This is a genomic window from Fischerella sp. PCC 9605 (assembly GCF_000517105.1).
In the GTDB taxonomy this organism is placed as follows: domain Bacteria; phylum Cyanobacteriota; class Cyanobacteriia; order Cyanobacteriales; family Nostocaceae; genus PCC9605.
Genome location: NZ_KI912149.1, coordinates 854,292 through 868,479, shown reverse-complemented (window position 1 = coordinate 868,479; position 14,188 = coordinate 854,292). Strand labels below are relative to the sequence as shown.

The window sequence follows — 14,188 nt, the reverse complement described above, 5'->3', positions numbered from 1 at the left end:
CAACAATTCATAAAGTTCAAGAATTATAGAGAGTACTTATAGGTAGTCCCCAATCCAAAATGATTCTAAAAATCATCACGAAACTGATGAATGCAAACAATATCAAAGTAGCTTCAATATCTTGTTTTATACAGGCAAGTTTCTCACGCCAAAGACCATAAATTATTACGCTATAGAAGGGAAGGTCATTAAGGGCAACTGTCATCACAGCTCCAGGAAGACCCATGAGGTAAAATCCCAGGGGCAATCCAAGAATCATAAAAATAAACTTGGAAAAACTACCAATTGCTAAATATTTAGCGTTGCCAACAGCCAAAAGTGACGTATCAATTGTTTGGGTAAGTACTCGCGGCCAGATGCCTAATGCCAAAATCGGTAACATCCACGCGGCTTGAAGATACCTGCGATCGTACAGGGTAATTATTACGATATCTCCGAAGCTGACTAGAACCGTCAAGCCCAATGCCATTGCGATCAAAATAAACTTGCGGTTCTTTTGAATTTTCTCACGAAAGATTTCGCGAGGAAGGTCAGCAAATTTAGAAAAAACTGGAAAAATTACTTTACTACTGAGCGCCAAAAGAACCTGACGTGGGATGTCAGCAAGTGTGAAAGCAATGCTATATATACCCAAAAGCTCTATAGAAATCAATTTGCCGAGAATCAGTCGGTCAGATTGTTCAGCTAAGAAGAATAAAGCCGTCGAAAAAAATATCCACCTACCTAAAGAAAATATGGCTTTGACTGCATCTCGATCCCAAGCAAAGCGATTAGGTGGCCCAGAATTCAAGCGATGGCTCCAAACCATACGTAGCAAAGCTGCTGTAATGTTACCAATTACAAGAGCCCAGATCGTTGGACTAAACCAAGCCCAGATAATCATCACTGTCAGGGATACCGCCTGCACTTTAAGTTCAAAAAGTGCCAACTCACGGACAAACATATTACGGTTGAGCGTGGATAAGGCAGTGGAGTTGAAGCCAGAGATCACAGTGCTCAGACCAACCACCGGAAGCAACAATAAGAACTGGGGTTCTCCGTAAAACTTAGCAAGCGGCCAAGCAATCAAAACGCAACATAACCACAAACCAATGCCACGAATAACCTGTAAGCTCCAGGCAGTGTTAAGAAAATTTGGTTCATCCCCGCGCTTATTCTGGATGATGCTTTCATTAATACCAATGTCCGAGAACAGCTGCAAGCCCATCAGGAAAATGCTGATCAGACCCATCAGGCCAAAAAATTGTGGGAAGAGTAGACGAGTCAAAATCAAGTTACCGCCTAGTCTCAGGAGTTGGCTCACTCCATAGCCAGCGATAGTCCAAACCGTACCACTGATGGCAAGCTTCTTCAGTGAGGTCATGATTTCTGGGAAGAAGGTAAATCGGTAGCAGAGAAATTCAGTAAGTTTTGATGTAGCACTTTCTCCTCGACATTACGGTTATTTGAATAATCAACAGTTGACGAAATTTCAATTGCCTGATTTTTGGAATTCTCGATGCTAGAACGAAATAGTGTCGCTAGGCGGCCAGCTTCAACTGTGGCATTATGCCGTTGAATAACTCGCTTTCGCCCTTGGATACCCATTTGTTCCAGCTTGTTCATTGGTAACAGCAATGCTTCTCGCATAGCTGCTACTAATGCTTCGACTGAGCCGGGTGGAACTAGCCAACCACAGACACCCGGCTCTACTAGTTCTGGAATTCCGGCAATATAGGTGCTGATAACTGGACAGCCTAGTGCTAAAGCCTCCATGAGTACTACTGGCAAACCTTCAGCAAAGCTAGGTAGCACCATTGCTCGTGCAGCTAGGATCTGTTGACGAACCTCAGCATTGCTGGCCCAGCCGATGATTTTGACACAATCTTGTAGTCCGAGTCGGGCGATCGCATTTTCAATTTCGTCGCGTAGAGGCCCATCGCCCACCAATACTAGCTGAAACTGCAAGCCAAGGGCTACTAATTGAGCTACGGCATCCATTAAAAGCAGATGCCCCTTGGCTTCGCCCATCCTGGCAACACAGACGAAGCGTGGCTGGGAGTGTGTAGCGGTGGGTGCTATATCCAGAAATGCATTATCTACACCACAACGAACCACATGAATTTTTGACCACTGCTGTTGAGGACACCAACGATAAAGCTGACTTTTGCCAAAGGAACTAACGGTGACGACAAAAGTAGCCCGTTCAACTTTTTCTGCTAAGGCTAGAGACTTGACAGAATCGAACTCTTCAGGGCCATGTACAGTGAAACTGTAGGGTGGCCCACCGATGGCGCGGCACAACATCGCTACTGTGGTGGAATTCGTGCCAAAGTGAGCGTGAACATGGACTATACCTGCATCTGTCCACCAACGTAAAAGAACGCAAGCCTCAGCTAAGTAGATCAGATGATACCAAAGACCTCGCTCCGAACGCCAACCAAGCTTGAGCGTCAACCACAAGGCTTGTAGAAAACGAATTGGTCGGACTAGAACAGTGCGGAGTAAAGCAATAAGCAAGCCTACTATCCCAATTCCCAAGACTACCTGAGTCTTCTGTTGTTCTAATTTGTCCACTTCATCAACCAACTCTGTGCTGCAAGAACGGATTGCAAATCGCTGTATTTTGATTCCATATGTCTCTAGGCTGTTGATTTCTCGGCGAATAAAACTGTGACTGACCTTGGGATACTGATTTATTAAGTAGGCGATCGTGAAAGACATCTTTACTCTCGCAATTGACGAACTGGGTTAAAAGAAAAGAGCGAGGCGAGCTATTGGATAACTCATGCCAATATATGACCTCTAATCCAACCCCTATCTCTACCCACAGTGAATAAGCTACAAGTGGTGTCACTAGTAACTAGCAGACATGATTGATGGGTGAGGTTTTGGCATTAACCACACCGCGATTTTCTTCAACTATTTGACGTTGGAGGACAGAGAATGAGTTAAATTTACGGCTGAAATCTTTAGAGTGGCCACATAAACCGAGCCTTTGCAACAGAGCTTTTATGTTCTCTGCAAATTTTTGCCACGAAAACTTAAAGTTATAAAATTATATTAATGTTAAGCTGTTAACTGCGTACAATCTTCATAAAATATTCATATACTTTCTATCCCATCCCGTAAGCTTTTTTTCCACCCGAAGCCCTACAAATTAAGCTTTGAGAAAAAGCCAGCAGCAGATTTTGGTCATGCTTATTTATGAAGATTTGAGCAAGACTATATCAAGCTACTATAAATTTCACTCCTGAGTATGATTTTTTATATAAAAATATAATCTTTGCATTCCCTCATAGCTATCGACTGTCAGGATATCATTCTCTGCAAATACGAAATCCTTGATCCAGTAGGTTTTTTTGACAATGCAGTGCATCAAAATGCCTTATAAGTCGAGTGTTGCAAGCAATGATTGCACCGTGACATTTCCGAAGTACATTATGCTGATTTACCGCTAGCTCTAAACTGTCAATCACAGCCGCATTTAATGAATAAGAGCGTGCGATCGCTTTGGCAGTTGTCTCCACTATACTGACCGGAATCAGTCATCGCTGCTAATTTGAGCAACCTGAAAGTGAAATTATATCAGTCATTTACCTAAAGCAAAACCGCCACAAAACCACATAGCGAGCGTTTCTAGCTTAACCTGATTTGCTGTTCTATTTCTACTCGCTGCCAAAATTCAAAACTTATCAAAATCACTTTGGCTTACTACTAGCAATTCAACTTTTTAGTGCATCTTCATAAAAACTTTACATATTCTCTCCAGAAAATCCTCTGTATTTTAGGATGGTAAAAGCTTTGCCCTATCTACATAACAACAATAAATTGTGAGTTGATTTGACAACAGTCTATTTTTTAAGATTTGAAAAAGAAAATATAGCTGTTCTCAATTGCCTACAATACAGTAACCGATAGGTAATATCCTTTGTCTTTGCAGAAGAGAAGATTTTAATAGTAGTAAAGCTAACAGCTTAATAGGTAAAAACAGCAACTTTTTGCAATAATTATTTGACTTTAGAGCAGTAGTTTACAATCGGTGAGAACTCGCGATCGTCATGAAGGTAATTTTTTTGTGTTTTGAATCAATTAAAACTTAGCTGTCTAGTATAAATACGTTCTAACCCAGCACTAATCTCATCTCACTATCATCTTAAGGTTCTGGATATAATTATTGTTTTGTTCGCTGGCGGGGAGGTTTTTTTTTGCGTGTTAAATTCATCTCTTGCAAGATACGTCCCATTGTAGAACGACTGACTCGTGCCTGTGTCTTTTGATATAGCAATTCACATAATTCTTCTAAGGTGGCGTGCTTGTTCTCAGTTGCTAAATGTCTCAGTTGTTCTAAATGTACTGAAGTTAATAGTCTTGGTTTTCCTCCTGCGCGTGGCTTTCTGGCTATCGTGCCTTCTTTGCGATAGCGTTTAAGCAGCGTTTGCACAAAGCTTTTGCTGACACCAAAGCGTTTTGCCAGTTGACGTTGTGAGATCTGTTCTGTGTTGTAAATGTCAATGATTTTCTGCCGCAGATCCAACGAGTAAGCTTTCATTTTTACTAGTCACCTACGAGCATAGTCACTTCTATTACTGTACTGCACTCAATTAGGAAGCGCTATATTGAGCTATTGTAAAAACTTTGAAAGCATATAGTTAAATATCAGTAAAGAACTCTTTTTAGCATTGCTTTTCAATGACGTGTTATGCGTATGGGAGATTTACCTTTGTAGAACTGGCGGCTTGATTGTCACAAATTAGACATTACTGTCGACTCATCAATTGGCTACCTAGTCAATGAAAGAATTTTTCATAACTAGGGACTATGCATACAGAAGCTTACACCCAGTGCTATGTTCCGCCAGGCAATTTTGTATAAAGCTTAAAGTTTGTGGGTCAGAACTTTATCTTTATGGTTGAGTTTGTGGCCTTCCATCCTTAAAGTAAGTGGCTGCTGTCTGAACAGTGTGTGAATCATAACATCAAATCGCAACCGTGTAAGCTCTTGAGGCTTCAAGAGAACACAGCTAAAACACAGTCACAGCAGCATTTTTAGTATTTACTATTTAGGTAAACTTTCTCTAACTTTACGTCAACTCAACACTGAATAAAAAATGAGGCTCCCCAGTAGCTAACTAGGTACGCCCCAATCAAGTAAATTTAAATTTTAATTCCAAGCGTATCTAAAAGATGCGATCGCGCTACTGAGAAAGCCTGGATTGATACATCAGCCTGAGACTTTCTATGAAAAAAATCATTTCAAAAAAAATTGATGTTTAATTGAGCATAACACAGATAATCTCTCAACAATAAGCTTGGCAGCTGCTTTCCAGATACTTCCAACAAGGGAGGATAATGTGAAAGCTTTTACCCTGTTCAAGCCCAGTCAATGCTTAGTTTGTCGCTACGTAGCGAAAGTCTACTGTCAGTTCATCAGAATAACTTGCTTTGCTAAATAAAGTGTTTCTCACTTTGAACACAACAGTCATACAGCAAAAGCAAGAGTTAATCAAGCAAAATCAGGGTCAAGCATTAAAGAGATAAATATGAAAAGAGTTAGATTGTTAAATATTGAAATTAGCAATGTATCTCTCAAGGAAGTGTTACAAAATCTCAACTCCGGTATTGTATTTACACCTAACGTGGATCACATCATCAAATTGCAATACGACAGTGAGTTTTTCAATGTTTATAGCATTGCTGACTACAAGTTATGCGATAGTCAAATTTTAATTTATGCATCTCGATTTTTAGGTACGTCAATCCAAGAAAAAATAGCAGGTTCTGATTTTTTCCCTGCATTTTATGAATATCACAAAAACAATGAAAAAATTAAGATATTTTTATTGGGGGGAAGTAATGATGTTGCTGTCAAAGCTCAAACTAGAATTAATAATAAATTAGGAAGAGATATTGTTGTTGGTTCTTATTCTCCCTCTTGGGGGTTTGAAAATAAAGAACAAGAGTGTAGAAAAATTATTGCCATGATTAATAACTCTGGTGCAACAGTGTTAGCAATCGGAGTAGGTGCACCAAAACAAGAAAAATGGATATGTAAATACAAAAACAAGTTACCAAATATAAAAATATTTTTGGCCATAGGCGCAACTATTAATTTTGAAGCAGGTGAGATCGGAAGAGCTCCAAAATGGATGAGAGAGGTGGGGTTGGAATGGTTATACAGGTTGGCATCTGAACCTAGAAGATTATGGAAAAGATACTTGGTAGAAGACATACCTTTTTTTTGGTTAATTCTCAAACAAAAGCTCAATTTATATAAAATGCCATTTACTGAACAGCAGATATCAGAGTTGTATGAAATAAAAAAGGATTGTCCTAGTACGCAATAATATCTAACTATTAATTAATTAGGATTTTTGGACTATTTAGCATTTGATGTCCATGCTTTTTAAGCACTGATTCAGGGGAAAACTACATAAAATCTATAGCGGTCACTATGAAGGATAAACAAGAAGCTCAAGCCTTTACACTTATCGAGCGTAGAGATCAGTTACAAGACCTGAGATTAGTTGAAACAGATGATTTTGCTGAATTTAAGAAACGAGGATTGGATCTGCGTCCATTCATGAGAATGTTTCAGCGAAATCTCCTTTTGATTAGTAGCATTGCCAGTTTAGTGGCGACTATAACTATATACTTCGTCTTGTCTTCCCCTCGTAGCTACGAAGGCAATTTTCAGATTTTAGTAGAGCCTGTAACTTCTGAAGCTAAACTGACAGATCCTTCTTTTATATCGCGTAATGGAGAAGTTAATAACAATCCAAAAACTGATGTAAATTATCCATCTCTGCTTCGGGTTTTGCAAGGAACTGAGATGCTGGGGCGAGTTGTTCAAAAAATCCAAGCCCGATATCCTGACATTACTTACGAAACACTTAATCAGAATTTAGTAGTTCAACGCATTGGCGAAGATTTACTTGACTCGACTAACATCATAGAAGTTATTTACAAGGATTCTGACCCTGAAAAAGTCGAGTTTGTTTTGTCAGAAATTGCTAAAGAGTATTTAAGTTTCAGTCTTAACGATCGCAAGAAGCGTATTAACGCAGGTGTTAAATTCATTGATGCTCAGCTCCCGAAATTGCAACAGCAAGTTAGTACCCTAGAGGGCAATTTACAAAGGCTTCAACAGAAATACAAATTGAGCGATCCCGAAAGTCAAGTTGAAGAATTATCTCAGCAAGTTCGTGAAGTCGAAGCTCAGAAACTAAACGCCCAAAAGGATTTGCAAGAGAATAAGCGGCTCTACGAGAGATTGCAACAACAATTAAGGCTAACACCTGATGAAGCACTAGCTGCTTCTACTCTTAGTCAAGAACCTCGCTATCAAGAGCTACTGGGAGAGTTGAAGAAACTAGAGAGTGTGATGGTCATGGAGGCAGCAAGGTTTAGTGAAGAACATCCATCTTTTCAAAAGCTGCGGCAGCAGCAGCAAAATTTATCTCAGCTGTTGAATCAGGAAGCCCAAAATATTCTGGGGCAAAAGCTGCCAACTCAAGGGGTAAATCCCAAATTACTAAATTTTCAAGATCCTACCCGTCTGACACTAATCAAACAACTGGTTGATACTACTAATAATATTCAAGTTTTAGAGAGTCGTCTTGGTGCACTTGCTCAGTCTGAAGCTTACCTGGCTCAGCAAGTAAATCAGTTTCCAGTTAATATGCGCCAGTATAATGAACTGCGGCGGCGGCTAGAAATTGCTACCAAAACGCTCAACCAACTTTCAATACAGCGAGAAACCTTGCAAGTCGATGCAGCACAGCGCGAAGTGCCTTGGGAAGTCGTTTCTCCGCCCAGAATACCGCGCGATGAAAATGGCAACTTGATATCAACTAAGAGCGATAATCTCAAGAAGCTAGCTATGGGATTGGTTGCGGCTGGTGCATTGGGATTGGGAGCTGCTGCCCTTAAAGAAAAACACAGCAATGTCTTCTACACCTCTGAAGACATTGAAAATGAAATCAAATTACCTGTGTTAGAGGTGATTCCTTGGAATGAAAATGCACAACATTCTTCAGAAGTTATCGGCGCAATTGACGGGACTGAGGAAGATACTAAATTTTTGTCAGCTTTCGATTCTCTCTACGCCAGCGTTCGTTTTCTTGCTGGTGCTCCTAAAACCCAATCTTTAGTTGTGACTTCACCTGCACCTGGAGATGGAAAATCAACTATTGCTTTGCATTTGGCTCAAGCCGCAGCCTATATGGGTAAGAAAGCTTTACTAGTTGATGCAAACTTCCGTCTACCTTATCTCCACACTAAGCTAGGTTTGGAAAATGTGCATGGGTTAAGCAACATGATTTCTGAAGACCTGGCTCCTCGCCCATCTAACACCCAGCTATCACGTATACAAAATAACCTTTTTGTGTTGACCTCTGGCAAAATCCTACCATCCTCTACCAGGATGCTTGGATCTACTCAGATGCAGCATGTAATGGAGCAATTTCATCAAGCTTTTGACTTAGTGATTTATGACACACCCCATCTGCTTGGTTTTGCTGATAGCTATTTTCTAGCTGAGCATACAGATGGAATATTGATGGTTGTGGGAGTGGGCAAAACCAAACGTTCGTTATTAACTCAGGCACTGCACCGCCTGCGAATGTTGCACTTACCTGTTTTGGGTATAGTCGCTAATAATATCGAGACAAGCAAAAAAAGTTCATCCAGTGTCCGTAACTTGCTAAAAGCCAAATCATCGGCTGCTTCCAGTTCTTTATAAAAAAACCAAGCCAAACAAAAAAGGTTCAAAAGTGGTGATAGTTTATCAACTGGCGATCCGATGTTTTGAAATTGTCTTGTTGGCGATCGCCCTCGGGCTTTTCATTCCCATCTCTGTCTTTTTCGTTGAATGTATTGCGGCACTCTTTTCCCAACACCAAACTGAGTGTAAAGACGCACTTGTCTCTCAACCCAGAGTTGACGTTTTAGTTCCAGCCCATAATGAAGCAGCAGGAATTAGTGCCACACTGCAATCGTTGCTACCACAGTTATCAGAACAGGATCGCCCGATCGTCATTGCCGATAATTGTGACGATGAAACAGCAGCTGTAGCCCAAAAGGCAGGCACAACCGCGATCTCGCGCTACGATCCCCAGCACAGGGGTAAGGGTTACGCTTTAGACTATGGTCTGCAATATATCGCGACTAATCCTCCCGAGGTAGTGGTGATGGTGGATGCAGACTGTATAGTTCATCCGGGCGCGATCGCTCGGATTGCTTGTTTGGCTAAAGCTACAGTACGTCCAATTCAGGCTGTCTACCTGTTGACACCACCCCCGAACCCAGAACCAAAGGAACTGGTTTCGGCACTAGCATTTATGGTTAAGAACTTAGTCCGTCCGACGGGATTAAAGCAACTAGGCCTACCCTGCTTATTAACGGGTACAGGTATGGCTTTTCCCTGGTCAGTCATCCAAAAGGTTTCTTTAGCTAGCGGTAATATTGTTGAGGATATGCAACTTGCTGTGGATCTTGCCATCGCTGGATATTCTCCCCAATTTTGCTTAGATGCTCAAGTCACAGGGGTATTCCCACAACAGCAGCACGCAGCCAACAGCCAAAGGACACGCTGGGAACATGGTTATTTGCAAATCATGCTCACGCAAATTCCCACACTGCTACGAGCTTCTATTGATCAGAAGCGTTTTGATTTGTTGGCGATCGCCCTGGACTTATGTGTACCACCACTCTCGTTGTTGGTAATGATGTGGGCAACTGCTATAGGAGGAGCCGCCTTAGCTGGAGGTTTGGGGACTTCTTGGCTGCCAACCATCTTGCTAGCAATGGAAGGGCTACTAATTTTTATCTCGATCGTTGCAGCTTGGAGTAAGTTTGGCCGGGCTAACTTCCCTGTGCAGACGATGTTTGCCGTACCTCTATACATCCTGCGGAAGATTCCACTTTATTTAGCTTTTCTAGTTCAACCTCAGACAAAATGGATTCGGACGCAACGGGATTCCGTTACTGAGAAGTAGGGATTTTGGGAAGCTTTATTTATATTAATTATTTAGGATAAATTCTCATATTTTAATCATACATAAATACGAATATTTATGTTTCTAATATGAGATTAAATATGAATTATCAAAGCCGGAAAAAACCTCTTTTTCCTTGGTTTCCTCACAAGGAATCGATTGCAATTTCGTTAGTGGGTTCAATTCCACTCAAATTGGGTGTAGCTCTACGGAGGCTGCTATATCGTTATATTTTTGCCCGATTAGGTAACTCAGTTACTATCCAAACCGGTGTTGAGTTTATCCACGCTTTTGCAATTGAGCTGGGAAACGAGGTTAGAATTTACCGTGATGTTTGCTTAGATTGCGGTGCTCCCAACAGTAGGATTGTCATTGGCGATCGGACTTGGCTTGAGCGTGGTGTAGATATCAAAGTTCTGGAAAATGGCTATGTTGAAATTGGTGAATCTAGTTTTATTGGCCCCTATGTTTGCATGGCTGGGCCTGGTCATATCAAAATTGGCAAACAATGTTTGATTGCATCCCACTCGGCCATCTATGCCAATAATCATAATTTTGCCGATCCTACAAGTGCGATCGCGTTGCAAGGAATAAGCTGTAAAGGCATTGTCATTGAAGATGACTGCTGGATCGGTAGTGGGGTGAGAATCTTAGATGGAGTTACTATTGGTCAGGGGAGTGTAATTGGAGCAGGAGCAGTCGTCACTAAAGATATTCCTCCTTACTCAGTTGCTGTTGGTGTACCAGCGCGGGTGAGTCGCAGCCGAAAGCCTAATATGCTCCTGCCATCCACACACAGTCAAGAAGACATGCGTTCAGATGACAGTAGCTTTTCCACTCCGCTTAGTGCTGTCTTCACCCAAATTGAGCAGACCGTAAAGCAAGACCACAAGTACTTTCAAAACGTCACCGACACTGTTCCGGTTCAGTTGCTCTTAGAGCAGTTGCTGTATCTACTACTAGACTGCATCTGTCGGCTAATGATCGTTGACACCAGTACAGTGCTGCTACAAATAGAGAACAAGCAAGAATTGGCTGTGTTTGCCACCATTGGGCTGGAGGAAGAAAAATCAGCAAATATTCGCATCCCTCTTGGTCGCGGCTTTGCCGGACAGATTGCAGCTAGCCGTACTTGCATGAGCGTAGATGACATGTCTAAGCAGGAGGTTGTCAGCCCAATTCTCCGTGACAAGGGAATCCGATCGATGCTTGGTGTGCCGCTGTTTGTCAAAGGCCGAGCGCTTGGAGTCTTACATGTTGGTACATTTCGTCCCCGACATTTCACCGATAACGATGCCAAGATGTTGCAAGTAGTTGCTGACTACATTGGATACCACTTCGTTTACTGACTTTAGCGCTCCTTCAAAAGGATGTACTCACGAACGAAGACTAGCAAAATGGCTGAAAGTCCCTTTCTCCTCAATCTTCAGAACCATAAAAGTCAAATTACTAGTAAATCAGCAATTACAGCTGCTATCTCGACTATTCGTGACGGTTTCGATCTAAAAATCTTGATGTTATTCAAAATATGCTGAAAAGTGAGTAAAATTATGGTGTAAGAAAATATGCTGTTTACTGAGTTTTCAGATTAACAGTAGATGAAGCGTGTAATTTATAGTGCATCGCTTTCCTAAAAATTATGTTTTCTAACTGCATAGTTTTCGGGATTTTTTATTACTATTACTTATTGACAAAAGCGCCATTATCTAGTAGCAAATACGCAAATGATTGCTGACAATGTGCAGTAAGCATTGTTTTGGTAAGCTTTAGTGGAAAAATGCCAGGGTGATGGGTTATGGAATAGACACATAGTAGCTGCTTGGCTGAGTGAGTTGACTGGGCAAAGAATCAGCCAATAACAAGGCTGAGAAAAATATGAATCTATTTGTATTGTCAGAACTTTATCCCGGAAATCAACATGTTGGCTGGTCAGCACTTTATCCTCTTGAGGAAGTGTTGTCATCTGCATGTGATGCTACATTCATTTACCCTTTACCGAACAATAATATTCAATTTCTTAGGCGCTACAGACATCGAATTTTCAAGTCATGGCACAAGATTAAGGACTTACCTACTCTAGGTAAAGGGCCAAATATTCTCTTAGCCGTGGGTATAAGACCTGATTTTCTTTTATCAATGTATGCTCTTGGTTCTCTGTTCAAGAAGTTTGATCTGCGGATTGGCTATCTATTGGATGGCTTTAATCCCCGCTATCTTGATAGAGAAATAATTCCATACTTGGATCATCTATTCGTAATATGTGCTGAAACTGCTAATGATATCAGTAGCAGTGGTACTGTAAGTACAACATTCTTACCACTGGCAACTAACGTGCTACACCTAGGCTCAAACTCTATTAATCGCAGCATCGATGTCATCAGCTATGGAAGAACCGATCCCGAGATAAATAAGTGTTTACAGCTACACTTCAATGAGCAGAAAAGCGATAAAATCTATTTTCACTCTACATTCTCTCAACCTGAAGTTTTTGATATAAAAAAGCATACAAAATTGTTATTCAAACTCTTAAGTCTATCAAAAATTAGTTTATGCTTTGAAGCAAGCAAAATAGAACGTTTTCAAGGATATTCCCCAATTCTAATGCGTTGGTTTGAGTCTTGGTCATCTGGTTGCACAGTTGTGGGAACAAAACCTTTTGGTAAAGGTGTGGCTGATTTGTTGGACTGGGAAAATAGCGCAATTGAAATACCTAACAATTCAGCAGACTGGATTTCATTTTTTGAGGAATTGTTGAATGATAATGCGACTCTAATAGCTAACTCGCAGAGAAACTACCGTGAATGTCTCTTAAGACATGATTGGCGTTATCGCCTAAAGGATATGTTTAAGATTTTAGAGTTACCAATTACAGAAAAATTAAATTATGAAATTGCTCAATTAAGAGAAAAAGTCTATACTAGGGCGAGTTAAGTACTCTATAGAACACAGCTTTAGTAAGTTTGTGGCGTAGCAGTAGCAATCATCATTCCCCAAATAATACCAAAACGAAATTTAGTTGCACACTTGATATCAAATTGTGCAGATGTAAATAAGCTATGAAATTCTCTTTGGGTATAACATTGCTTGTAAGCAGGGTCAACAAACTTCAATACAAAATCACAAATGCGACATAATAGATAATCTTTGCACCAATCTAAAATAACTACTTTACCGTCTGGCTTTAGCACACGTCTCATTTCTTTTAATGAAGTCTCAGGATCGTCAAAATAATGAAATGTACTAGCAGATACGATGACATCAAAGCTATTATTTGCAAATGGTAATGCTGATGCACTTGCTGTCAGGAATGAAACGTTGGGATAAGCACGGCATTTTTGTTTAGCTACAAGCAGCATCTCTTCTGAAATGTCTACTCCGGTAATCATCTGCTGTGGATTTTCGGTTAGTAGTAATCGCTCAAATTCTCCTGTTCCACAGCCAATATCAAGCACTGTCGCCTCTGGTGAAATATGCGCCCAAGTTTTGAGAAAAGATAGTGTTTTGGCAATATAAGTACTCCAGCGCCGATCGTACAAGTTTGCCACTTGGTCATATTGTTGGCGAATTACTTTCTCACTCATAGTTACAAAAATTGTCACCTGCATCTTTAATTTTATAGATATCTAATATTTAGACAGCGCGATCGCACTTATTAATTTCTCAATGTCAACAAGCTATTTCTAATGAGGGAAATTAGGATTCATCCAAGTGTTCTACTATAGAACGATACAGGTTAATGATGTGACTGTCAGCCAAGCTGTAATAGACGTTACGACCTTCTCGGCGATAACTGACTAAACGCATTGCCTTTAATAATCTTAGTTGGTGTGAAACTGCTGATTCTGTCATTTTTGTCAATGCAGCTAAATCGCATACACACAATTCTTGGTTTGCCAAAGCTGATAAGAGGCGTAGACGGTTCGTATCTGCCAACACCCCAAAAATTTCTGCCATCTCCTGTGCTTTGTTTGTTGGCAGAATTTGCGCCCCTATTGAACGTACACGATCTAAATGCACCAAATGGGTATCGCACTTAGGCGTTTCAGAACCTGGGAGTAGGTCCAAATCTTGCTTTCCCTTTTGCTTGTTCATGGCAATTTTCTTTTAGGCAATGGTTATCAATATCAATTTTAACTAAAATTCAAAAATTGCACAATTGAATAACTGTTCAATTGTTATATTAAATTAAGTATCCTAAAATCCTCAGTTAGT

Annotated in this window: 10 protein-coding genes and 1 pseudogene; 6 read left to right on the top strand and 5 right to left on the bottom strand. The window is 40.6% G+C overall.

The window, feature by feature from the left end; all coding sequences use genetic code 11:
• Positions 1-16: 16 nt before the first annotated feature.
• The 3 genes from FIS9605_RS0118645 to FIS9605_RS0118635 all read right to left on the bottom strand — a co-directional run bounded on the left by FIS9605_RS0118645 (position 17) and on the right by FIS9605_RS0118635 (position 4,531).
• Complete coding sequence (locus tag FIS9605_RS0118645; RefSeq protein ID WP_026733960.1) at positions 17-1,363, bottom strand: oligosaccharide flippase family protein; 1,347 nt, start codon at positions 1,361-1,363, stop codon at positions 17-19.
• A complete protein-coding gene (locus tag FIS9605_RS37415) occupies positions 1,360-2,703 on the bottom strand; it encodes a glycosyltransferase (protein WP_051470062.1) in 1,344 nt (447 codons plus the stop codon). Before FIS9605_RS37415 ends, FIS9605_RS0118645 begins: the two co-directional genes overlap by 4 nt.
• A gap of 1,450 nt (positions 2,704-4,153) precedes the next feature.
• A complete protein-coding gene (locus tag FIS9605_RS0118635) occupies positions 4,154-4,531 on the bottom strand; it encodes a helix-turn-helix domain-containing protein (RefSeq protein WP_026733959.1) in 378 nt (125 codons plus the stop codon).
• A gap of 990 nt (positions 4,532-5,521) precedes the next feature.
• On the opposite strand from FIS9605_RS0118635, the gene FIS9605_RS0118630 reads away from it, so the two are divergent.
• From FIS9605_RS0118630 to FIS9605_RS0118610, 6 genes and pseudogenes are all read left to right on the top strand, one after another.
• The gene (locus tag FIS9605_RS0118630; RefSeq protein WP_026733958.1) at positions 5,522-6,325 is read left to right on the top strand and encodes a WecB/TagA/CpsF family glycosyltransferase; all 804 of its coding nucleotides are present in this window, start codon (positions 5,522-5,524) and stop codon (positions 6,323-6,325) included.
• Positions 6,326-6,432: 107 nt separating this feature from the next.
• Positions 6,433-8,721 carry a GumC family protein gene (locus tag FIS9605_RS37410; protein ID WP_051470061.1) on the top strand — a complete coding sequence of 763 codons (2,289 nt, stop codon included), beginning with the start codon at positions 6,433-6,435 and terminating at the stop codon, positions 8,719-8,721.
• 34 nt (positions 8,722-8,755) lie between these two features.
• On the top strand, positions 8,756-9,976 hold the full coding sequence (locus FIS9605_RS0118620; protein ID WP_035140046.1) for a glycosyltransferase family 2 protein: 1,221 nt from the start codon (positions 8,756-8,758) through the stop codon (positions 9,974-9,976).
• 89 nt (positions 9,977-10,065) lie between these two features.
• Positions 10,066-10,731: pseudogene (locus FIS9605_RS46650) on the top strand (DapH/DapD/GlmU-related protein); the annotation flags it as partial.
• A 21-nt stretch (positions 10,732-10,752) separates the two neighbouring features.
• The gene (locus FIS9605_RS46645) at positions 10,753-11,325 is read left to right on the top strand and encodes a GAF domain-containing protein (protein WP_442854723.1); all 573 of its coding nucleotides are present in this window, start codon (positions 10,753-10,755) and stop codon (positions 11,323-11,325) included.
• A gap of 526 nt (positions 11,326-11,851) precedes the next feature.
• Entirely contained in the window at positions 11,852-12,907 is a 1,056-nt protein-coding gene (locus FIS9605_RS0118610) for a glycosyltransferase (RefSeq protein ID WP_026733955.1), read from the top strand.
• 20 nt (positions 12,908-12,927) lie between these two features.
• On the opposite strand, the gene FIS9605_RS0118605 is transcribed toward FIS9605_RS0118610, so the two are convergent.
• Together FIS9605_RS0118605 and FIS9605_RS0118600 are read right to left on the bottom strand one after the other, a co-directional pair.
• Complete coding sequence (locus FIS9605_RS0118605) at positions 12,928-13,557, bottom strand: class I SAM-dependent methyltransferase (protein WP_026733954.1); 630 nt, start codon at positions 13,555-13,557, stop codon at positions 12,928-12,930.
• 112 nt (positions 13,558-13,669) lie between these two features.
• Positions 13,670-14,068, bottom strand: a complete 399-nt coding sequence (locus FIS9605_RS0118600) for an ArsR/SmtB family transcription factor (RefSeq protein WP_026733953.1) — start codon at positions 14,066-14,068, stop codon at positions 13,670-13,672.
• Between the last annotated feature and the right edge of the window lie 120 nt (positions 14,069-14,188).

Excerpts from the sequence above, each read along its gene's own strand:
- FIS9605_RS0118635 (WP_026733959.1), bottom strand. The coding sequence starts at position 4,531 with ATGAAAGCTTACTCGTTGGATCTGCGGCAGAAAATCATTGACATTTAC.
- FIS9605_RS37410 (WP_051470061.1), top strand. The coding sequence starts at position 6,433 with ATGAAGGATAAACAAGAAGCTCAAGCCTTTACACTTATCGAGCGTAGA.
- FIS9605_RS37415 (WP_051470062.1), bottom strand. The coding sequence starts at position 2,703 with ATGTCTTTCACGATCGCCTACTTAATAAATCAGTATCCCAAGGTCAGT.
- FIS9605_RS46645 (WP_442854723.1), top strand. The coding sequence starts at position 10,753 with ATGCTCCTGCCATCCACACACAGTCAAGAAGACATGCGTTCAGATGAC.
- FIS9605_RS0118605 (WP_026733954.1), bottom strand. The coding sequence starts at position 13,557 with ATGAGTGAGAAAGTAATTCGCCAACAATATGACCAAGTGGCAAACTTG.
- FIS9605_RS0118645 (WP_026733960.1), bottom strand. The coding sequence starts at position 1,363 with ATGACCTCACTGAAGAAGCTTGCCATCAGTGGTACGGTTTGGACTATC.
- FIS9605_RS0118630 (WP_026733958.1), top strand. The coding sequence starts at position 5,522 with ATGAAAAGAGTTAGATTGTTAAATATTGAAATTAGCAATGTATCTCTC.
- FIS9605_RS0118610 (WP_026733955.1), top strand. The coding sequence starts at position 11,852 with ATGAATCTATTTGTATTGTCAGAACTTTATCCCGGAAATCAACATGTT.
- FIS9605_RS0118600 (WP_026733953.1), bottom strand. The coding sequence starts at position 14,068 with ATGAACAAGCAAAAGGGAAAGCAAGATTTGGACCTACTCCCAGGTTCT.